The sequence below is a fragment of the Bartonella sp. AP258QHHD genome (genome assembly GCF_042196145.1).
Classification (GTDB): Bacteria; Pseudomonadota; Alphaproteobacteria; order Rhizobiales; family Rhizobiaceae; genus Bartonella.
Genome location: NZ_JBHIPR010000077.1, coordinates 54,857 through 75,386, shown reverse-complemented (window position 1 = coordinate 75,386; position 20,530 = coordinate 54,857). Strand labels below are relative to the sequence as shown.

Genomic DNA, 20,530 nt, shown 5'->3' with positions numbered 1-20,530 from the left:
TTTGGAAACTATGTAATAATATAACGTTTGTCAACAAAATGTTATATTATTACATAGTTTTGAGTACTGAAAATTTTAGTGGGAAGATCGTGGAAAATTAAAAATAATAATTGAATTCACCTTGACGAAAGAGAGAGAGTATATACTATATATAGTATCAAAATGATTGGTGATTCTAAATAAGCACAAGAGAGGGTGTTAGTGTGTTTCGTTTGGTATCTAAGTTATTTCCATTATTGTAAAGAGTTTATTGGCCAAAGGTATAGCAGTATTTTTACTGAAGGGTCTCTTTTGGAAGGATTTCCTTTCGTTTTTGTAATTGATTTTTGCCGTAAAAGAGCAAACAGAGCTCTTGAAAAACGGTAGTTTAGAACATTAGTTTTTTAGACAGCAGGAGGGAATTGTAATGCAAGCAAAAGATTGTTTTATAACTAGGGGGCTTTGCCATTTAAGTTGTAGAATAATCGCTTATTCTCATCATAGTTTTTGAAGTTATTTGATGAGGAATTCTGTTATGTTCAGGAAGCTGTGTATTATTTGAAAATAACCACATGTTTTGCGTACAATTTCTATTTTTTGTTATTCTTGAGTACCTATAAAATTATTAGATTGACCTTTCAGGGTTGATTGTTTGGAATTGTGAAAGTTGAAGAAAATGTCGATCACTATTTATAGCAAACCATCTTGTGTCCAATGTGATGCTACACGCCGCGCTTTTGATGCAAAAGGCATTCATTATCGTGTTGTTGATATTTCCTGTGATGAACAAGCATACAGTTTTGTTCAATCTCTGGGGTATCGTCAGGTTCCTGTCGTTGTTTGTGGTGAAAATCATTGGTCTGGTTTTAGACCAGATATGATTAGTGGTCTTTGTGCTTAATGGGGCTTATTGTTTATTATTCGAGTGCAACGGGTAATACAGAACATTTTGTCTCGCAGCTTGGGCAAAGACTCTTCAAAATTGATAAAAGAAAGCCTTCTGCATTGGTTGGTGAACCTTATGTATTGGTTGTTCCTACATATGCAGATGGTGAAGGAAGAGGGGCCGTGCCGAAAGCCGTTGTCCAGTTTCTTAATGAAGCTGAGAACCGAAAATTAATTTGTGGTGTTATTGGCGGTGGGAATCGTAATTTTGGTCGCTATTATAATCTAGCAAGTAAAATTATTGCTGAAAAATGTTGTGTACCTTGCCTTTATCGTTTTGAGCTGCGTGGAACTGATGAAGACGTTATTTATGTAAAAAAGGGATTGGAAAGATTTTGGAAACAATTGGTATAGGACAATCGCAGAAATCGGATCAGATTACTGATTATCATGCGTTGAATGCAATGCTTAATCTTTATGATGAAAATGGTCATATTCAATTTGATATGGATCGGCTTGCTGCGCGGCAATATTTTCTTCAGCATGTTAATCAAAATACAGTTTTTTTTCATAACCTGAAGGAAAAAGTAGATTACTTAATAGAGGAAGGTTATTATGAAAAAGCTTTATTTGAGCTTTATGATTTTTCTTTTATTAAAAAGCTTTTTAAACGTGCTTATGCATTTAAATTTCGTTTTCCTACCTTTTTAGGCGCATTTAAGTATTATACCAGCTATACACTGAAGACTTTTGATGGGAAACGTTATCTTGAACGTTATGAAGATCGCGTTTGTCTTGTAGCTTTATATTTGGCACAAGGGAATAAAGCTCTTGCTGAAAGTTTTGTGGATGAAATTATTACAGGACGTTTTCAACCGGCAACACCAACATTTTTAAATGCTGGGAAAAAACAACGAGGTGAATTGGTTTCGTGTTTTTTGCTACGTGTTGAAGATAATATGGAATCGATAGGTCGTTCGGTTAATTCGGCTTTGCAGCTTTCAAAACGTGGTGGAGGTGTGGCGCTTTGTTTAACGAATTTGCGGGAAGCAGGGGCGCCAATTAAGCAAATAGAAAATCAGTCCTCAGGTGTTTTACCGGTGATGAAACTCTTGGAAGATTCTTTTTCTTACGCCAATCAGCTTGGGGCACGACAGGGGGCTGGAGCTGTTTATTTGCATGCTCATCATTTAGATATTATGAAGTTTTTGGATACAAAGCGTGAAAATGCTGATGAAAAAGTTAGAATTAAAACGCTTTCGCTTGGTGTCGTTATTCCTGATATTACTTTTGAGCTTGCACGGAATAATGAGGATATGTATCTCTTCTCATCGTATGACATCGAGCGTGTGACAGGTAAGCCCTTTAGCGATATTTCTTTAACGGAGCATTATCGTTCTTTTGTTGATAATGCAAAGATTCGTAAAAAGAAAATAAGTGCACGCGTTTTTTTCCAGACATTAGCGGAAATTCAATTTGAGTCGGGTTATCCCTATATTTTATTTGAGGATACTGCTAATCGATCGAATCCGATAGCTGGGCGCATAAGTATGAGCAATTTATGTTCAGAAATTTTGCAGGTGAGTGAGGCGAGTGAACTGGAGACAGATTTAACTTATCGCACGATTGGAAGTGATATATCCTGTAATCTTGGATCCATGAATATTGCCAAAGCAATGGAAAGTCCTGATTTTGGACAGACCGTGGAATCTGCTGTTCGCGCTCTGACTGCTGTTTCGGATATGAGCAATATTGATTGTGTGCCTTCCATTGCGAAAGGCAATGCTGAAAGTCATGCGATTGGTTTGGGACAAATGAATTTGCATGGGTTTCTAGCGCGTGAGCAGATCTATTATGGGTCTCCAGAAGCGATTGATTTTACCAATATCTATTTTTATATTGTGACATATCACGCCATACGTGCTTCCAATTTAATTGCGCACGAACGTCAAGAAATGTTTGCAGGGTTTGAAAAATCAGCTTATGCAGATGGACGTTTTTTCGAGAAATATATTGAAAAAGAATGGAAACCGCAATTTGCGCTTGTGCAAGAGCTTTTTGCACGGAATAATATTGTTATTCCAGATCAAAAGGATTGGCAGGAACTCAAAAAATTAGTTATTGAGTACGGGCTTTATAATCGCAATCTACAGGCAGTTCCTCCCACGGGATCTATTTCCTATATTAATCATGCCACTTCCTCCATTCATCCGATTGCTTCAAAAATCGAAATTCGCAAAGAGGGAAAAATTGGGCGCGTTTATTATCCTGCTCCTTATATGGATAATACGAATTTGAATTTTTACCAAGATGCTTATGAGATTGGCCCTGAAAAAATTATAGATACCTATGCTGCGGCAACACAGCATGTTGATCAAGGTCTTTCATTAACATTATTTTTTCCTGATACGGCTACTACACGTGATATTAATCGCGCACAAATTTATGCCTGGAAAAAGGGGATAAAAAGTATTTACTATGTACGATTACGGCAAGTAGCATTGAGTGGAACAGAAGTAGATGGCTGTGTTTCGTGCAGTTTATAGGAGATCATCATATGACAAAGATTACAACCAAAAATCCTGTTGTGTGCGCTGTTAATTGGAATAGATTACATGATGAGAAAGATCTTGAAGTATGGAACCGCTTAACTGGGAATTTTTGGTTACCTGAGAAGGTTCCACTTTCCAATGACATTCCCTCATGGTCAAGCTTAACGGATGAAGAACGCAAGCTAACGATTCGTGTTTTTACAGGACTAACGCTTCTTGATACAATTCAAAACACTGTAGGAGCCATTTCGCTTCTGGCTGATGCGATAACAGAGCATGAGGAGGCAGTTTTGACGAATATTGCCTTCATGGAAGCGGTTCATGCACGTTCTTATTCCTCTATTTTTTCAACCCTTTGTTCGACGGTAGAAGTTGATGATGCGTTTAGATGGTCAGAAGAAAATATTCATTTGCAGAAAAAGGCTAGATTAGTACTTGAGCGTTATGAAGCAAATGATCCACTTAAGAAAAAAATTGCTTCGACTTTGCTGGAAAGCTTTTTATTTTATTCTGGTTTTTATTTGCCCATGTATTGGGCCAGTCGCGCTAAGTTGACCAATACAGCAGACCTCATTCGACTAATCATTCGTGATGAAGCAGTCCATGGTTATTATATAGGTTATAAATTCCAATTGGGCTTTGCAAAGCTTGATGAAGCCAAAAGACAAGAAATTAAAGATTTTGCTTTTAACCTGCTCTTTGATCTTTATAACATCGAGTGCAAATATACTGAAGATCTTTATGATGCGCTTGGATTGACAGAAGATGTTAAAATTTTTCTTCATTATAACGCTAACAAGGCTTTAATGAATTTAGGTTTTGAAGCTCTTTTCCCCCCTGAGGTTTGTCGTGTTAATCCCGCTATTTTGGCAGCTTTATCACCAAACTCTGACGAAAATCATGACTTTTTTTCAGGGGCAGGTTCTTCTTATGTCATTGGCAAGGCGGTTGCTACTACGGATGATGATTGGGAATTTTAATGTTTGCATGCAAATAGAAGTGCGCGGGGTATTCCACTGAGGTCTTTGCGCATTTCTAAACATTGAAAGCCATTTGTTTCAAACAAATTGCATACTTCTTTTTCTTGAGAGTAACCAATTTCAACAGCGATAGTGCCGTTTTCTTTTAAGTAGTTGGCTGCTTCATGGGCGAGCTTTCGATAAAAATCAAGACCATCTTTTCCACCGACAAGAGCGCGCAATGGATCATGTAAGCGCACTTCTTTTGCAAGTTTTTTGATATCTTTTGCGGGAATATAAGGAGGATTGGAAACAATAAAATCAAAGTGACCAGTGACAGAATCAAACCAATCGCTAAGAAGAGGTGTGAAGCGATGTATTACTTCAGCATTTTTTGCATTTTTTGTCGCTGTTTTAAGGGCATCTTCAGAAATATCGACAGCGACTGCATAGGATTGTGGAATTTGTTTAAGAATGGCAATGGCAATGGCGCCACTTCCTGTCCCCATATCAAGGAGTGTTATTTTTCTCGAGTTTTTGATCTGTTTTTGGAGAAAAGGGAGAACAAGATCTATCAGCGTTTCTGTATCAGGGCGAGGTTCTAACGTCTCTTGAGACAAAGCGAAGGATATGCCATAAAATTCTCGTTCTCCTATAATACGGTAGACGGGTTCGCCTGCAATCCGCCGTTGGACAGCCTGTTCTATTTGTGTAATGTGCTCAGAAGATAGAGGTATATCTGGTTGAGAAATTCTTTCAGCAGCATTTATTCCTGTTATCCATTCAATGAGTATTTTCGCATCGAGATTGGCTTCAGCAATTCCTTTCGTGCGCAATTTTTCTTGAGTTTGTTGGATGACATTTTTGAAAGAATATTTGTTCAATTATTGTCCATTTCCATCAGGAGTGCTGTTTGGTGATCTGAGATGAGTGCATGAATAAGCTCATCAAGATCTCCCTCTAGAATGCGATCAAGCTTATACAAGGTTAGATTAATACGGTGATCCGTGACGCGTCCTTGTGGAAAATTATAGGTACGAATACGTTCTGAGCGATCACCAGAACCAACTTGGCTTTTACGAGAAGCTGAACGTTCACTTTCCGCTTTTTGTCGTTCGATATCGAATAAGCGTGCCCGTAAAATTTGAAGGGCTCGTGCTCGGTTTTGATGTTGTGATTTTTCTGCTTGTACGACCATAATTCCTGTTGGAATATGCGTGATACGAACAGCTGAATCCGTTGTATTAACATGCTGTCCTCCTGCTCCAGATGCACGCATTGTGTCGATACGAATATCTTCAGGACGAATATCAATATCAATATCTTCAGCTTCTGGAAGCACAGCAACGGTAGCAGCAGATGTATGGATACGTCCACCTGTCTCTGTTTCAGGGATGCGTTGCACACGATGAACCCCTGATTCATATTTCAATTTAGAAAAGACACCTTTTCCTGAAATGGTAGCAATAATCTCTTTATATCCGCCAACTTCCCCCTCACTGAGTGAAATAACTTCTACTTTCCAATTGTGAGCATGGGCATAACGTTCATACATGCGGAAAAGATCACCGGAAAAAAGTGCTGCTTCTGAGCCACCCGTTCCTGCTCGAATTTCAACAATAGCGTTTTTTTCATCAGCAACATCTTTAGGCAAAAGCAGAATCTGGAGTTCTTTTTCAAATTGCTCTACTTTTTTATATAACGATGGTAGCTCTTCCTGGGCAAGATTACGCATCTCTATATCTGTTTGTTTATCGTTGATAATCGTTTCTAATTCTGTAATCTCTTCGTAAAGAGCATTTAATGCGCGTATAGAGGCAATAACGGGTTGTAGTTCTGCATATTCAGAAGCTAATTTGACATATGTTTCAGCATTTGGATTCGTCGTCATTTGGCTTTCAATTATTTCAAAGCGCTTTTCAAGCTGTCTCATACGATCTTGTGGCAAAGAAACCATGATAATATTGGCCTAATTTTTCATAATACAATTTTTATAATATTTTGTTGCAATGATTTTTTGTTATAATATTGGCAATGAATTACTGTATAGCATCATACAAAGAGGGGTAATAAAGCAATTCTTTTTTTTTTTGCCAATGAAAACTATTATATTTTAAAGGTAAACTTTTATAAAATTTGATTTGCCTAAGGTATTTTATCTAATGATATATGATTACTTTTGTAAGAGTGTTTTTTTCCGTAAAGTTCAAGGCGGTGATGAATAATATCATAGCCAAGAGATTTTGCAATTTCCTCTTGCAGCTTTTCAATAACATCAGAATGAAACTCGATAACTTGTCCTGTTTCTATATCAATGAGATGATCATGATGTTGCCCATCTGCTTGCTCAAAACGAGATGGACCACCACTAAAGCTATGGCGATGAATTGTTCCATTTCCTTCTAATATTTTCATGGTTCGATAAACAGTTGAGAGTGAAATATTCGAATCTATTTTGTTTGCACGCTGAAAAATTTCAAATGCATTAGGATGATCATTTGTATCAGTCAAAATATCAAGAATAACTCGTCGTTGACGTGTTACTCTTAAACCAGCTGTGCGCAATTCTTGCTCATAATTTCGCTTTTTATTCATTTGCATAGTTTGCTTTTCAAACAAAGGCTCCATGACAGTGTTTGTATTTTTTCTCTGAACCGCAAGGACAACGCTCATTACGTCCAACTTTTCCCCATGTGGTTATATCGTTAGGGTCACGATCTTGTGGATTAACAAATCTATTTTCTTGTGATCGTGCCCATAAGGTGGGAGCATTTTCTTGACTTTGATCATTAAAGACAGAAGAAGCAGCATCAGTTTGCTCAGGCATGGCCGGTTCTGTGGGGTGTTGAATGATTTCAAAGCGCATAAGCTTAGAAGTGACAATTCGGCGCAAATTTTTCAACATACTTTGAAAGAGTTCAAATGATTCTGTCTTATATTCATTGAGCGGATCCCGCTGCGCATAACCACGAAAACCAACAACAGAACGCAAATGGTCTAAACTCACCAGATGTTCACGCCATAACGTATCAATAGTTTCGAGCAATACTGCTTTGTGAAAATAAGCCATAACTTCTGGAGAATATCGTTCAGTACGCTCATTTTCAAGTTTTGTAACAGCATCTGATACACGCTCTAGAATTTGCTCCTCGGCAATTCCATCTTCGTTTGCCCATTTTTCCACTGGAAGCTCAAGATTAAAGAGTTGTTGAAGCTCTTCTTCAAGAGTTTTTGCATCCCATTTTTCAGAATATGTCCCTGATGGAATATAAGCCTCTACGAGATCCTCTACGACTTCATTACGCATTTCAAGGATCATTTCTGATAAATCATCTGCGTTCATGACCTCCATACGCTGTTCAAAAATAACCTTGCGTTGATCATTCATGACATCATCATATTTTAGCAGATTTTTACGAATTTCAAAGTTTCGTGCTTCGACCTTTTTTTGTGCTTTTTCAAGGGCTTTATTAATCCATGGATGGATAATAGCTTCATTTTCTTTCAATCCAAGTTTTTGCAGCATACCATCCATACGGTTAGAGCCAAAGATACGCATAAGATCATCTTGAAGAGAGAGAAAGAATTTTGAGCGACCAGGATCGCCTTGGCGACCAGAACGTCCACGAAGCTGGTTATCAATACGACGGCTTTCATGACGTTCAGTAGCGATAACGTAAAGCCCTCCAGCCGCTAAAGCTTTTTCTTTAAGCTTCTGAACATCTTTTTTTATTTCTTCAATTTTAGCTGTCCGCTCTGGACCTTCCGGGATATCCTGTAACTCTTGTCGGATGCGCATTTCAACATTACCACCAAGCTGTATATCCGTACCGCGTCCTGCCATGTTGGTTGCAATGGTGAGAGCTCTAGGAACTCCTGCTTGCGCAATGATATATGCTTCTTGTTCGTGATAGCGAGCATTTAAGACTCTAAAATCGGTAATGCCTTCTTTTCGCAAACGCTCTGCCAATTGTTCTGACTTTTCAATAGAGGTTGTTCCAACAAGAATAGGCTGTTCTTTTTCGTGAGCTTGACGGATATCATGCACAATTGCCCGATATTTCTCTTCTGCTGTTCGATAAATCTCATCATCTTCATCAATACGTTGTATTGGCAAATTTGTAGGGACTTCGACAACGTCAAGACCATAAATATTTCTGAATTCTTCGGCTTCTGTTGTTGCAGTTCCAGTCATGCCAGATAATTTTCTATACATACGGAAGTAATTTTGGAAAGTGATGGAAGCAAGTGTCTGGTTTTCTGGTTGAATAGCAACATGCTCTTTAGCTTCTAACGCTTGATGAAGTCCTTCAGAATAACGCCGCCCAGGCATCATTCGCCCTGTAAATTCGTCAATAATAACGATTTCATCATTGCGAACAATATAATCTTTATCGCGAGCAAACAGTTTATGAGCTTTTAGAGCATTATTGACATGATGAACGATAGCGACATTTTCTATGTCATAAAGACTCTCACCTTTAAGATGCCCAGCTTGTTCGAGCATTTTTTCAATTTTTTCAGTACCAACTTCGGTAAAGGTCGTTGTTTTTTGTTTTTCGTCTATTTCATAGTCTTCTGGAGTTAAGGCAGGAATAAATGTATCAATAAGGTTATAGAAGTCAGTGCGATCTTCTAGAGGACCAGAAATAATAAGGGGGGTACGGGCTTCATCAATAAGAATCGAATCAACTTCATCAACAATTGCGTAATGATGTCCACGTTGGACCATTTGACTATGATCGAAGGCCATATTATCACGCAAATAATCAAAACCTAGTTCATTATTTGTGGCATAGGTGATGTCGCATGCATAGGCTTCTCGGCGGGCATCACTATCAAGATCATGAAGAATCACGCCTGTTGTAAGCCCTAGAAAACTAAAAATTTTCCCCATTGTTTCAGCATCACGACTGGCGAGATAATCGTTTACTGTCACAACATGAACGCCTTTACCTTCCAATGCATTGAGATAAATTGGTAGAGTTGCCATTAATGTTTTACCTTCACCAGTACGCATTTCAGCTATGCCGCAGTCGTGAAGGACCATTCCACCAATAAGTTGTACGTCAAAAGGACGCATGTCATAAACACGTTTTGCGGCTTCACGAACAGTCGCGAAAGCTTCCGGTAAGAGCAAATCAACACCCTCACCTTCACTAAGACGTTTACGAAAGGCATCTGTTTTTTGGCAAAGTTGCTCATCACTTAATTTTACGAATTGTTCTTCCAAAGCATTAATTTGTGCAACTTTTTGGCGGAGTGCTTTGAGATGTCGCTCATGAGCTGAACCAAAAAACTTACGGGCAAAAACACCTAAACTGACCATCTCTGGCCCTTTCTTTTAATTGTTGTCACTCTTGTTGGGTAATTCATACGCTCTCCCCATACTCTACATTTTCTTCAAATTATCTGATATCATTAGTGACATCATGAAATGCAGATGGTACCATTATACTTGCTGGTGTGCAATTTTTCACTCTAATTATAAAGTAGAGATAAGAGGCTAAGCGCTTTATGTCAACTTTAAGTATGCTATTTAACTGATACAATACAAAGTAATTTAAGATACAATATGTCATTTTCCTCTATTATCATGTTTTTCATCTGCATTAGATAGGATTGGAGAAACTGAGATAAAAGGATAATTTTATACTTTTTTTAAATAAAATTACTAATTTATTTCTCTATGTTTAAAGATTAAAGTGTTATGGTAAAGAAAATTGGAATCTTGAACCTGCCTTCATTTTTAAGGAGTATATTTATGAAATTTAACTTTATCACGCTTTTTTTAGCATCAACTTTATTGGCAAGTACAAGTTTAGGGGTGAGTGCTCAAGAAGGTTTGAATTCATCGTCGAGTGATTTAAAGACTTTAGAGAAAGCTTCTGAAAAAGCCGTTTCTCCTTCTCATGTTATGGCGGTTATTGATGGGAAAAATATTACAGCAGGCCAATTGGATGATTTAGCGCTTGAAATAAATCCTAATTTAGCACGTTTTCCTGATGAACAACGCCGTATGATGGTTCTAAAAGCTTATTTAGATATGCAGGCCCTCGCAAAAGCAGCAAGAAGCAAAGGTCTTGATAAGACAGAAGCTTACGATAAACGTATGGCAGTCATGCGTGACAATGTTCTTCAACAGCTTTATTTTAAACAGGCGATTGTTGATAAAATATCGGATACTGATTTGGAAGCTCTTTATAAGCAAGAAGTTGCTGCTTTACCTAAAGAGGATGAGGTTAAAGCGCGTCATATTTTGGTCAAAACGAGAAAAGAAGCAGAAGCTATCATTAAGCATTTAAATAAAGGCGAAAATTTTGAAGAGATTGCAAAGAAAAGTTCAACAGATGGTTCTGCTGCCGTTGGGGGTGATCTTGGTTATTTTAGCCATGGTCAAATGGTCAAGCCTTTTGAAGATGCCGCATTTGGTTTGAAAGTTGGCGAATACACAAAACAACCCGTTGAAAGTCCTTTTGGTTGGCATATTATTAAATTAGAAGATCGTCGTGTAAAACAACCGCCTGCATTTGATGATGTTAAAGAGATGTTGCGGACACAGCTGATAAAAAAGCGCTATCAAGAACTGATTGTTGATTTGCGTAGCAAGATAGATGTGAAATACCCTGATCCTAATGTTACAAAAATCATGGAATCGCTTCATCAAAATGGGACGCTACTTCCCGATGAGACATCTGATGAAGAAGATACGGAATAGCTAGTAAAAATAAGTAGATAGCCTCTTTAATAGATAATTTGCTAGGTTAGTTTTGTTCAAAAAGCCTAGCAGTTTTCTATGAGAGGTTATTGATCTGCAATCATTTCATTTTTTTATAGAAAGCATATTGTGGTTTTGAAAATCTCTCCTTTGTCGCCTCAAAAGATCCAAGAGCTTTCTCCATTATCTGGTGTACGGATAGCAACAGCTGAAGCTGGGATTAAATATAAAGATCGTACAGATCTTCTTTTCATCATATTCGATAAGCCAGTGAGTGTGGCCGGTGTTTTTACCCGTTCAAAATGTCCATCTTCCCCTGTAGAGCATTGTCGTGCATCGCTTCCTCATGGGGTTGCGAGGGGTGTTGTTGTGAATTCTGGAAATGCAAATGCTTTTACAGGAAGCAAAGGAAAGCACACAACCGATGCAATTATTTGTGCAGCAGCGAACGCTTTAAAGGTTAGAGAAGATGAAATTTTTATAGCTTCTACGGGTGTTATTGGTGAGCCAATGGATGCATCGGGTATTGTCAATCTTTTACCAAGTATGACAGAGACAGCAGAAGAGGGAAATTGGTTGGAAGCTGCAAAAGCCATAATGACAACGGACACATTTCCAAAACTTGCGACCCGCACTTTTGACTGTGGGGGAGAGCGTGTTACCATTAATGGAATTGCAAAAGGTGCTGGTATGATTGCACCCGATATGGCGACAATGCTGTCATTTGTGGTTAGTGATGCTACCATTTCTTCGGATGCACTCCAATCCATGTTATCAGAGGCAGTTGAGGGTTCTTTCAATTCAATTACTGTTGATAGCGATACCTCAACTTCAGATACGCTTATGTTGTTTGCGACAGGAAAAGAACATGTTCCATGTCTTACAAGTAAATCTGATCCGCGTTATGGGGTTTTTGTGAAACAATTGAGTGCACTTCTGCATGAACTTGCACTACAAGTTGTTTGTGATGGTGAAGGTGCTCGTCATTTAATTGAGGTTAATGTGGTGGGTGCTACAACAAATAATGCAGCTAAAACTATTGCTTTATCAATTGCAAATTCACCGCTCGTAAAAACGGCTATTGCCGGTGAAGATGCGAATTGGGGGCGGGTCGTTATGGCAGTTGGGAAGGCCGGTGTTGAAGTCGATCGTGATCTATTGACGATTTGGTTTGGTGAGCATCGTGTGGCCGTGAATGGCGTACGAGATCCTGAGTATTGTGAAGAGACAATAGGTACTTATATGCAAGGTAAGCACATCACGATTCGTGTTGATATCGGTTTGGGTAAGAGTACGGCGACGGTTTGGTCTTGCGATTTAACAAAAGAGTACGTTATGATCAATAGCGATTACAGAAGTTAATGGATGCACTTTATATTTAACAGTTTATTATTTTTCAGAGCAAATGGGGTATGTGAGCTCTTTTAGGAGCAGAGGGGATATGATAGAAAAGTCAGTTATCTTTATGTTCCCTATTGGGGAGTGATATGTGTATGAAAAGTTCCATTCTTCTTGTTGTTGCATGTGCACTGTTAGATCAGAATAATCGTGTTTTGCTTACACAGCGTCCTGAAGGAAAATCATTGGCTGGTTTATGGGAGTTCCCTGGTGGCAAGGTTGAGCAAGGTGAAACTCCGGAAGCATCATTGATTCGTGAATTAGAGGAAGAGCTTGGTATTTATGTTCAACCAAATAATTTACACCCTTTAACATTTGCAAGTCATAGCTATAAAACATTTCATCTCTTAATGCCATTGTATCTTTGTGACCATTATGAGGGCGTTGCGCAAGGACGAGAGGGCCAAAATTTAGAATGGGTTTTTATTAATGATCTTGATAAATACCCTATGCCTGATGCTGATAAACCATTGGTTCAGGTATTGAAAAATCATCTTCTTTAATGTGTTATAAGAAGAAAATATAATTCAATATATTGATTTAAAATAATAATTTATATTTTTTATGTTGAATGGGAAAGTCCAGGGTCATAAAAATTTTCTCATTTCAAATCTGTTTTATGTTAAATTAGTCAAAACCATTCTTTTGCACGTTCCAAGCGGGGCGGGTCATGTGGATAAAATTATTTAAGAAAGAAATAAAATACGTGTTGAAAGAATACTCTCCAATAGCCAAGGGTTATCGCAACATTGAGAATTGGCAAAGTGTATAATGATGCCTTTGCACGCTTCATAAGCATAAAAATGGTGGTAGATAATGGATTTATACTTTTCGCGATTATTATTGAGAGATTGTCTTGGATGCACCGAGAGATATTAGGAGTATTTCTTTCATAAGATATCGATAATAGGAAAAATTTCAAAAAATGTTGCTTTTGATTAAGAGGGGCATATCCCTTACGTAATATAGAACGCCATTGTGTTGCATATTTGCGGGGTTGTTTAAAAGAGGCATCTCGCAATATTCCAAAGCCCATTTCGTGCCGGCACTCGTGAATGGTATAATGGTAGAGCTTTATAAGATAAAATCTATTGAGCGCCACTATCTTTACGCTTGTGAAGGAGTAAGCTGGTTCCAATGTTAGTTATGATAGCTCTTGGCATTTGAGAGCATTCAGAAGGGATATTTTTCTTTTCGTAATCATTTTTACTTATACATCAATTTCGCTTGTGATGAACAAGCAAGCGATTTTGATTGATTCAACATAAAAACAGATTTGAAATAAGAGAATTTTACGATATTTAGAATGCTTGATGCAGAGTGAATGATGGATAATTATCCTTATAAATCAATCTATTGCATAATAAAAACATTCAATTAATTTTTTATAGGAGGCATGTATTAAGTTTCTTGAATTGGACGGCGTTTTGCGATAGGATATTGATTTTTTTTTAGCGATACGCGTAATTGCTTTTTCCAATGGCTCAATCATAACGTCCATAGAAAAACCATTTGCGTGAATAATATTTGCGTGATCGACCATAATAGCAACATGATCTTTCCAAAAAATTAAATCACCTCGTTGAAGTTTATCAGTATCTGTAAGAAGACTGCCTATAGTTTCTTGCTGCATATCGGTATCACGTAAGACTATTTGATCGGTCATCATCATAGAGAGCTGAATGAGTCCCGAACAATCAATTCCAAAACCGCTGACACCACCCCAAAGATAAGGTGTACGGATAAAGGTTTCTGCAACTGTGACATAATCTTCATATACGCGTCCAATGGGGCTGAGATGGCTCGTAATGATTGCTGTTCCATTTTCAAGAATAGAATACATTGTGTCACGGACTTCAATTTCATCAACAACACTGACTTTGCTTCCCATAGATAATGGGGATACTATTGGTCCACGTAAGTCAGCGTGTAAATATTTAAATGTGCGTGGTACTGAAACCACATGTGTTTGTTTTATGGTTGATGTACAAAGAACTTTTGTATCAATATAACCGACATAACCATCTTTGAGTGATTGTCCCCACGACAATGTTTCCCCTTGTTCAAAAATGAGAAGTTCTTCTCCCAATAAGCATTCTGTTTGTCTTTCACTTTTTTTACTATTTTCTTTAAAAAGTCCAGCGACCGCTGTATTAACACGTCTTTTTTCACCTTGAACAAAGCGTTGAGCTGTAATTTCTGTTTCAAGACGTTGATCTGCTAGATCATCTCTGAATGCATGAAGTCTTGGGTCTTTAGAGATCATCTTTTTGCTTTCCATTTTGTTACTCCTTACCTTTAAACAAACTCATGAAAACTGTATTGGTAAGGTTTTTATCCTCAAACAAAACTAAGAACACAGTGTAAGACCAATTATTCTTTAAGCTGCAAAATTGTCCATTTTTGTGGATATTTGTGTCAAAATTCATTTTTTAAAAATATTATAAAGGGCACGAATAGTTTGTGCTGATCCACCAATAGGGTATCCTGGTTTTTCTTTTGGAACCCATCCATAAAGGTCAAAATGCGCAAAATGTTCAGCTTTTTCAACAAAAGAATTAAGAAATAAAGCAGCCGTTATAGAACCAGCAAAGCTATTTCCAGTTACATTGTTAAGATCGGCAATTGGTGATGATAACATCTCTTGGTAAGGTTTCCAAAGGGGCATTTGCCAAAGAGGATCAAAGACAGCGTGAGCAGATTCAGAAATTTGTTGTGCCCATATTGAATCATTACAATAAAATGCGGGAAGATCTGGTCCTAATGCTATACGCGCTGCCCCTGTTAAAGTAGCCATACAAAGCATGAATTGTGGACTTTCTTCATCACCATAGGCGAGTGCATCGGCAAGGACAAGGCGCCCTTCAGCATCTGTATTACCTACTTCAACACTTAAACCTTTACGACTTTTAAGAATATCACCTGGTCGGTAAGCATTCGCAGAAATTGCATTTTCTACAGCTGGAATCAAAACGCGTAAACGGAAAGGCAATTTTGCATCCATGATAAGTTTAGCCAATCCCAAAACGTTTGCTCCACCCCCCATGTCTTTTTTCATAAGCAACATGTTATTGGCTGATTTAATATCGAGGCCTCCAGTATCAAAAGTTACGCCTTTGCCCACCAACGTTATTTTAGGATGATGTTCTTGCCCCCAGAGTAACTCAATCAGTCGTGGTGCAGTGCTGCCTGCTCGTCCTACAGCATGAATCATCGGAAAGTTATGGGTTAAGAGATCGTCTCCACAAATACTTTTGATATGAGCACCATAGGTTTTTCCTAGTTTTCGAGCTTCTTTTTCGAGAGTATCAGGGTTCATATCATTGGCTGGAATATTAATGAGATCACGGACGAAAAAGACAGCTTCATAAATTCGTTGGAGTTCATTAAGATCAATAGCCTCATTGACATGGATAGATAATGATTTGAAAGAAGAATTTTGACGATAGCGATTAAATTGATAGCTACCGAATGCTAATCCAAGATAGGTATTTATTTCATCAGAGGTTGTACCTTCTAAATGCCATTGACCAGCAGGAAGTTTTTGAGCAAGAACTCCTGTGATAAAAGGATCGTTACCATTGCCAATTCCAAATAAAACTTTTTTTAAATGCCCCGTTTCGTGAGGAATAAAGAGTATTTGTCCCGCTTTACCAGTAAAGTCATTAACTTTTATCCATGCTGTTGTTGACGCATCAAGTGATAAGTTGGCAAGAGTTCTTTGGTTTACCAAGATGATAGGGCAACTGTTATCGATACGTGTTGAGGTAAAATGAATGTGGTGGTGCTGCATAGTTATGAGATCCTTATAGTCGTCTAAGTGCGACATATTCGACCAAATGATTTTTTCCCTTTCGTAGAATGAGATTGGACCGTGGTCGTGTTGGCAATATATTTTCCTGTAAATTTTTTAAATTAATCGTTTGCCAAAGATCCTCAGCGATTTTTGAAGCTTCTTTTTCATTGAGATGGGCATAACGATGAAAATAGGATTCAGGATTTTGAAAAGCTGTTTTACGCAAACGTTTAAAGCGCTCCAAATACCAGTGACGAATGACTTCTGTTTCAGCATCGACATAGATTGAAAAATCAAAAAAATCTGATACGAAAGGAATAGCTTTTCCATCTTTAGGAAGATCACTGACCTGTAATACATTAATACCTTCAACAATTAAAATATCAGGACGATCAATGGTAATAGTCTGATTTTCTAGAACATCATAGATCATATGTGAGTAAAGCGGGGCACGGACATTTCCGATACCTGCTTTTATAGCCGAAAGAAAGCACAGCAACTTTTTAATGTCATAGGAATCAGGAAATCCTTTGCGATTCATTCGATTTTTTTGCTGTAAGATTGCGTTAGGATAGAGAAAACCATCCGTTGTGATTAGATCAACTTTAAGGCTAGATGTCCATCTTTTCAACAGTTCTTGAAGAATGCGAGCCGTGGTTGATTTTCCTACAGCTACAGAACCAGCAATTCCAATAATAAAGGGCGTTTTTCTACTCTCTTCTTGATGGAGAAACTGCTGACGTTTGTGAAAAAGTTCCTGTACTGCTTCAACATGGCATGATAATAGACGCGATAAAGAAAGATAAATGCGTTGGACTTCTTTAAGATCAATAGGATCATCAATAGAGCGTAAACGCTTAATTTCATCAAAAGTCAAAGTAAGAGGTGTGTCTGCACGAAACTCTGACCATTCTTGTGCAGTAAAAACGCGATAGGGTGAATATCGGTCAGAAACGGATTTGATCAGATTATCTTTCTGATTAATTTTTTGTATAGTCGTATCAATCATTTGTATTGGTCGAGAATTTTTTGCAGCAGCAATTGATTTAAGAGTAGACAGATGAGCGGCTTCATTTTCAAGTAAATTTTGTTTTGCATGCTCTCTTCTTTTAAGATAGTAGATCATTTTTCATTAACTTATAGTCCAGTCATTCCAGTTTGCACGGATTTGTGCTAATGAGTGCCCTTGCGCCAAAAAAGTCCATAAAAGTAGACGCGCTTTTACGGCTGATAAATAACCAGACATGAGAGCACCAGAAGCAATCATATCGATTTCGGAGCCTTTATAGCCATAAGTTATACGAGTTGTTGAGCCATTACAACAACGACTAGCAATAATGATTGGTATTTTTTGTGCATATTGTTGTACAAGGTCTGCTTCTTGAAAACTACAGTGTCCTGCACCAAAACCAGCAATAACAACTCCAGCATAATACCCACTTTCAAGGCATAGTTTCATTAATTTTGCATCAGATGATAAAGAGGAATAGAGGAGTGCAATTTGATGATCATGGTTTTGGGGAAGATCAAACGTTTTTGGGAAAAATTTTCGATCATTGAAATAAATAAGTTTTCCCTCTAAAATAGTTCCTAAAACACCTGCAAGACCTGATTGAAATGTTTCGACTTTGACGGTATGGCTTTTATAGAGCCAATAAGGTGAATGAATTGCATCATTTATGACAACGAGAACGCCCCTGTTACGACTTTGTGTGGCTGCTGCGACACGAGTGGCTGCTAAAATGTTGGCGGGGCCATCGGCGCCTGCTTCATGAGGCATGCGCATAGCACCGGTTATGATGAGTGGTTCGGCTTCTTTCCAATAAAGAGAAAGAAAAAAAGCTGTTTCTTCCAGAGTATCAGTCCCTTGTGTTAAAACAATACCTTCTGCACCAGCGTTTATTTGTTGTTTTGCCCACTTAATTATTTCAAAAAGCATTTGAAACGATAAAGATCCACTTGGTATTTGCATCAATGTTTGTGCATGAATATCAGCAACGTTATTTAAATCAGGAACACTTTTTATGAGGTTATCTGAAGTTAAAGTCGGTTGCATGTGACCAAAACTATCAGCAGTCATTGCAATTGTTCCACCTAAGGTCCCTATGGCTATTTTTTTCATAATTTTCCTCTAAAAAGCACAAACTGTTTATATAAAGCTATTTAGCAGTAATTTACATTGACAACAATGATATCATTTTTCCATTTTCAACAAATTGAGTTATGCTGAATCATTGTGTTTTGCTGTATATGTTCTTAAATAGGACAATAGTAATTGAGTTTTACATTGTATGAAAAGAAATCAATATTAAAAAGTAAAGTTAATATTAAGGAGTTTCCTTATGACAGAACATAAGCCAGACATAATGTATGGTACAACAATTATTACGGTACGAAAAGGTGGAAAAGTCGTGATGGCCGGTGATGGTCAGGTCTCTCTTGGACAGACAATTATGAAAGGCAATGCACGTAAAGTGCGTCGTCTTGGAAAGAACGGAGTGGTTATTGCTGGTTTTGCAGGTGCTACGGCAGATGCTTTTACATTACTGGAGAGATTGGAAACAAAGCTTGAACAATATCCTGATCAGCTTATGCGTGCTTGTGTGGAACTTGCAAAAGATTGGAGAACAGATCGCTATTTGCGTCGTCTCGAAGCAATGATGCTCGTGGCTGATAAGAAAGTAACTTTGGCTCTAACAGGGCTTGGTGATGTCTTAGAGCCAGAAGATGGGGTTATGGCAATTGGCTCTGGAGGAAATTTTGCTCTTTCAGCAGCGCGTGCACTCATGGATTTGGATTTAGATGCAGAAACTATTGCTCGTAAAGCTATGGCTATTGCCGCTAAAATTTGTGTTTACACCAATGATCATTTTACGATTGAAACATTGGATGCAGAATTATCTTCTTTAGAGAAAGCTATTTAAATGTGTGTTGTATTTTCCCCTCGTGAGACTGTTTCTGAACTTGATCGTTTTATTATTGGCCAAAATGATGCCAAACGCTCTGTAGCTATTGCATTGCGCAATCGGTGGCGTAGGCAACAGCTTGATGAGCCGATGCGTGAAGAAGTTATGCCAAAAAATATTTTAATGATAGGGCCAACAGGAGTTGGTAAAACTGGTATTGCACGTCGATTAGCAAAACTTTCTGGAGCACCCTTCGTTAAAGTAGAAGCGACTAAATTTACTGAAGTTGGTTATGTGGGACGTGATGTTGAGCAAATTATTCGAGATCTTGTTGAAATTGCCATTTCTCTTGTGCGTGAAAAGAAACGGGATGAAATAAAAGAAAAGGCTCACGTGAATGCTGAAGAGCGCGTTTTAGACGCCCTTGTTGGTAAAACAGCAAGTCCTGCTACCCGTGATAGTTTTCGTAAAAAATTGCGTGAAGGTGAATTGGATGAGAAAGAGATTGAAATTGAAGTCGCCGATAATAATAGCAATAGTGCTTCAACCTTTGATATTCCTGGTATGCCTGGGGCACAAATGGGTATTATGAATTTATCAGATATTTTGGGCAAAATGGGCAGTCGTACAAAAGTCCGTAAGACGACAGTAAAGGATTCTTTTAAACCGCTCATTGATGATGAATCTGAAAAACTCCTTGATCAGGAGCAAATTATTCAAGAGGCGCTTCGTGTTGCTGAAAATGACGGTATTGTTTTTATCGACGAAATTGATAAAATTGCAACTAGGGATGGTGGAGCAAGTGTTGCGGTTTCGCGTGAGGGCGTTCAACGGGATCTTTTGCCTTTGGTTGAAGGAACAACAATTGCTACAAAATATGGGCAAATCAAAACAGATCATATTCTTTTTATTGCCTCAGGTGCATTTCATGTTTCCAAGCCATCTGATTTATTACCGGAACTTCAAGGACGTTTGCCCATCCGTGTGGAGCTGAACCCTTTAACAAGGGAAGATTTACGGCGCATTCTAACGGAACCAGAAGCTAGTTTGATTAAACAATATATTGCTCTTATGGCAACAGAAGAGGTTCATTTGGAAATTACCGATGATGCAATTGATGCTTTAGCAGATATTGCTGTAGATTTAAATGCAAGGATTGAAAATATAGGGGCACGTCGTTTGCAAACAGTGATGGAGCGCGTTTTGGATGAGATTTCTTTCACTGCACCTGATAAAGCTGGAACATCGTTTAAAATTGATGCTGCTTACGTGAGAAAATCTATTGGCGAGCTTGCTGCTGATATCGATCTTTCACGTTTTATTCTTTGAAAGTTATT

16 protein-coding genes and 1 pseudogene are annotated in these 20,530 nt (G+C 38.0%); 9 read left to right on the top strand and 8 right to left on the bottom strand.

All coding sequences use genetic code 11. The annotated features are described in order from the left end of the window. Positions 1–655: 655 nt before the first annotated feature. The 4 genes from nrdH to nrdF are packed head-to-tail and all read left to right on the top strand — an operon-like array spanning position 656 to position 4,396. Complete coding sequence (nrdH, locus tag ACFIMM_RS08620; protein ID WP_005774163.1) at positions 656–880, top strand: glutaredoxin-like protein NrdH; 225 nt, start codon at positions 656–658, stop codon at positions 878–880. Further along, positions 880–1,278 carry a class Ib ribonucleoside-diphosphate reductase assembly flavoprotein NrdI gene (nrdI, locus tag ACFIMM_RS08615; protein WP_375613294.1) on the top strand — a complete coding sequence of 133 codons (399 nt, stop codon included), beginning with the start codon at positions 880–882 and terminating at the stop codon, positions 1,276–1,278. Before nrdH ends, nrdI begins: the two co-directional genes overlap by 1 nt. Beyond that, positions 1,260–3,410 carry a class 1b ribonucleoside-diphosphate reductase subunit alpha gene (gene nrdE / locus ACFIMM_RS08610; RefSeq protein ID WP_375638354.1) on the top strand — a complete coding sequence of 717 codons (2,151 nt, stop codon included), beginning with the start codon at positions 1,260–1,262 and terminating at the stop codon, positions 3,408–3,410. The genes nrdI and nrdE overlap by 19 nt, the downstream gene beginning before the upstream one ends. A gap of 11 nt (positions 3,411–3,421) precedes the next feature. Next, entirely contained in the window at positions 3,422–4,396 is a 975-nt protein-coding gene (nrdF, locus tag ACFIMM_RS08605; RefSeq protein ID WP_273722534.1) for a class 1b ribonucleoside-diphosphate reductase subunit beta, read from the top strand. On the opposite strand, the gene prmC is transcribed toward nrdF, so the two are convergent. The 4 genes from prmC to secA form a co-directional block, all read right to left on the bottom strand. After that, on the bottom strand, positions 4,393–5,259 hold the full coding sequence (gene prmC / locus ACFIMM_RS08600) for a peptide chain release factor N(5)-glutamine methyltransferase (RefSeq protein WP_375682818.1): 867 nt from the start codon (positions 5,257–5,259) through the stop codon (positions 4,393–4,395). The two genes, nrdF and prmC, sit on opposite strands and share 4 nt — an antisense overlap. After that, positions 5,256–6,332: a peptide chain release factor 1 gene (gene prfA, locus ACFIMM_RS08595; protein ID WP_375682819.1), complete on the bottom strand. Its 1,077-nt coding sequence runs from the start codon at positions 6,330–6,332 to the stop codon at positions 5,256–5,258. The genes prmC and prfA overlap by 4 nt, the downstream gene beginning before the upstream one ends. A gap of 188 nt (positions 6,333–6,520) precedes the next feature. Next, positions 6,521–7,048 carry a Fur family transcriptional regulator gene (locus ACFIMM_RS08590; RefSeq protein ID WP_375692697.1) on the bottom strand — a complete coding sequence of 176 codons (528 nt, stop codon included), beginning with the start codon at positions 7,046–7,048 and terminating at the stop codon, positions 6,521–6,523. After that, positions 6,987–9,704, bottom strand: coding sequence for a preprotein translocase subunit SecA (gene secA, locus ACFIMM_RS08585; protein WP_375682820.1), 2,718 nt, complete (start codon positions 9,702–9,704; stop codon positions 6,987–6,989). Before secA ends, ACFIMM_RS08590 begins: the two co-directional genes overlap by 62 nt. 435 nt (positions 9,705–10,139) lie before the next feature. Here secA and ACFIMM_RS08580 point away from each other — a divergent pair, with 435 nt between their 5' ends. From ACFIMM_RS08580 to mutT, 3 genes are all read left to right on the top strand, one after another. Continuing rightward, the gene (locus ACFIMM_RS08580) at positions 10,140–11,093 is read left to right on the top strand and encodes a peptidylprolyl isomerase (protein WP_375611828.1); all 954 of its coding nucleotides are present in this window, start codon (positions 10,140–10,142) and stop codon (positions 11,091–11,093) included. Positions 11,094–11,222: 129 nt separating this feature from the next. Next, positions 11,223–12,455 carry a bifunctional glutamate N-acetyltransferase/amino-acid acetyltransferase ArgJ gene (gene argJ, locus ACFIMM_RS08575; RefSeq protein WP_375638357.1) on the top strand — a complete coding sequence of 411 codons (1,233 nt, stop codon included), beginning with the start codon at positions 11,223–11,225 and terminating at the stop codon, positions 12,453–12,455. A gap of 125 nt (positions 12,456–12,580) precedes the next feature. After that, a complete protein-coding gene (mutT, locus tag ACFIMM_RS08570; protein ID WP_375627652.1) occupies positions 12,581–12,994 on the top strand; it encodes an 8-oxo-dGTP diphosphatase MutT in 414 nt (137 codons plus the stop codon). A gap of 898 nt (positions 12,995–13,892) precedes the next feature. Here mutT and ACFIMM_RS08565 read toward each other — a convergent pair. From ACFIMM_RS08565 to ACFIMM_RS08550, 4 genes and pseudogenes are all read right to left on the bottom strand, one after another. Then, positions 13,893–14,757 (bottom strand): annotated as a pseudogene (locus ACFIMM_RS08565) (NlpC/P60 family protein). A gap of 159 nt (positions 14,758–14,916) precedes the next feature. Beyond that, entirely contained in the window at positions 14,917–16,284 is a 1,368-nt protein-coding gene (locus tag ACFIMM_RS08560; RefSeq protein WP_375668330.1) for a M17 family metallopeptidase, read from the bottom strand. Between the two features lie 13 nt (positions 16,285–16,297). Next, positions 16,298–17,296: a type I pantothenate kinase gene (gene coaA / locus ACFIMM_RS08555; protein ID WP_375627680.1), complete on the bottom strand. Its 999-nt coding sequence runs from the start codon at positions 17,294–17,296 to the stop codon at positions 16,298–16,300. Between the two features lie 123 nt (positions 17,297–17,419). After that, entirely contained in the window at positions 17,420–18,409 is a 990-nt protein-coding gene (locus ACFIMM_RS08550; protein ID WP_375627650.1) for an asparaginase, read from the bottom strand. Between the two features lie 220 nt (positions 18,410–18,629). On the opposite strand from ACFIMM_RS08550, the gene hslV reads away from it, so the two are divergent. Continuing rightward, positions 18,630–19,211, top strand: a complete 582-nt coding sequence (gene hslV / locus ACFIMM_RS08545) for an ATP-dependent protease subunit HslV (protein ID WP_012754621.1) — start codon at positions 18,630–18,632, stop codon at positions 19,209–19,211. Further along, positions 19,212–20,522, top strand: a complete 1,311-nt coding sequence (gene hslU / locus ACFIMM_RS08540) for an ATP-dependent protease ATPase subunit HslU (RefSeq protein ID WP_375611822.1) — start codon at positions 19,212–19,214, stop codon at positions 20,520–20,522. Positions 20,523–20,530 lie beyond the last annotated feature (8 nt).

Excerpts from the sequence above, each read along its gene's own strand:
- hslU (WP_375611822.1), top strand. The coding sequence starts at position 19,212 with ATGTGTGTTGTATTTTCCCCTCGTGAGACTGTTTCTGAACTTGATCGT.
- nrdH (WP_005774163.1), top strand. The coding sequence starts at position 656 with ATGTCGATCACTATTTATAGCAAACCATCTTGTGTCCAATGTGATGCT.
- mutT (WP_375627652.1), top strand. The coding sequence starts at position 12,581 with ATGTGTATGAAAAGTTCCATTCTTCTTGTTGTTGCATGTGCACTGTTA.
- ACFIMM_RS08590 (WP_375692697.1), bottom strand. The coding sequence starts at position 7,048 with ATGAGCGTTGTCCTTGCGGTTCAGAGAAAAAATACAAACACTGTCATG.
- nrdI (WP_375613294.1), top strand. The coding sequence starts at position 880 with ATGGGGCTTATTGTTTATTATTCGAGTGCAACGGGTAATACAGAACAT.
- ACFIMM_RS08550 (WP_375627650.1), bottom strand. The coding sequence starts at position 18,409 with ATGAAAAAAATAGCCATAGGGACCTTAGGTGGAACAATTGCAATGACT.
- nrdF (WP_273722534.1), top strand. The coding sequence starts at position 3,422 with ATGACAAAGATTACAACCAAAAATCCTGTTGTGTGCGCTGTTAATTGG.
- hslV (WP_012754621.1), top strand. The coding sequence starts at position 18,630 with ATGACAGAACATAAGCCAGACATAATGTATGGTACAACAATTATTACG.
- ACFIMM_RS08580 (WP_375611828.1), top strand. The coding sequence starts at position 10,140 with ATGAAATTTAACTTTATCACGCTTTTTTTAGCATCAACTTTATTGGCA.
- secA (WP_375682820.1), bottom strand. The coding sequence starts at position 9,704 with ATGGTCAGTTTAGGTGTTTTTGCCCGTAAGTTTTTTGGTTCAGCTCAT.
- coaA (WP_375627680.1), bottom strand. The coding sequence starts at position 17,296 with ATGATTGATACGACTATACAAAAAATTAATCAGAAAGATAATCTGATC.
- ACFIMM_RS08560 (WP_375668330.1), bottom strand. The coding sequence starts at position 16,284 with ATGCAGCACCACCACATTCATTTTACCTCAACACGTATCGATAACAGT.
- prfA (WP_375682819.1), bottom strand. The coding sequence starts at position 6,332 with ATGGTTTCTTTGCCACAAGATCGTATGAGACAGCTTGAAAAGCGCTTT.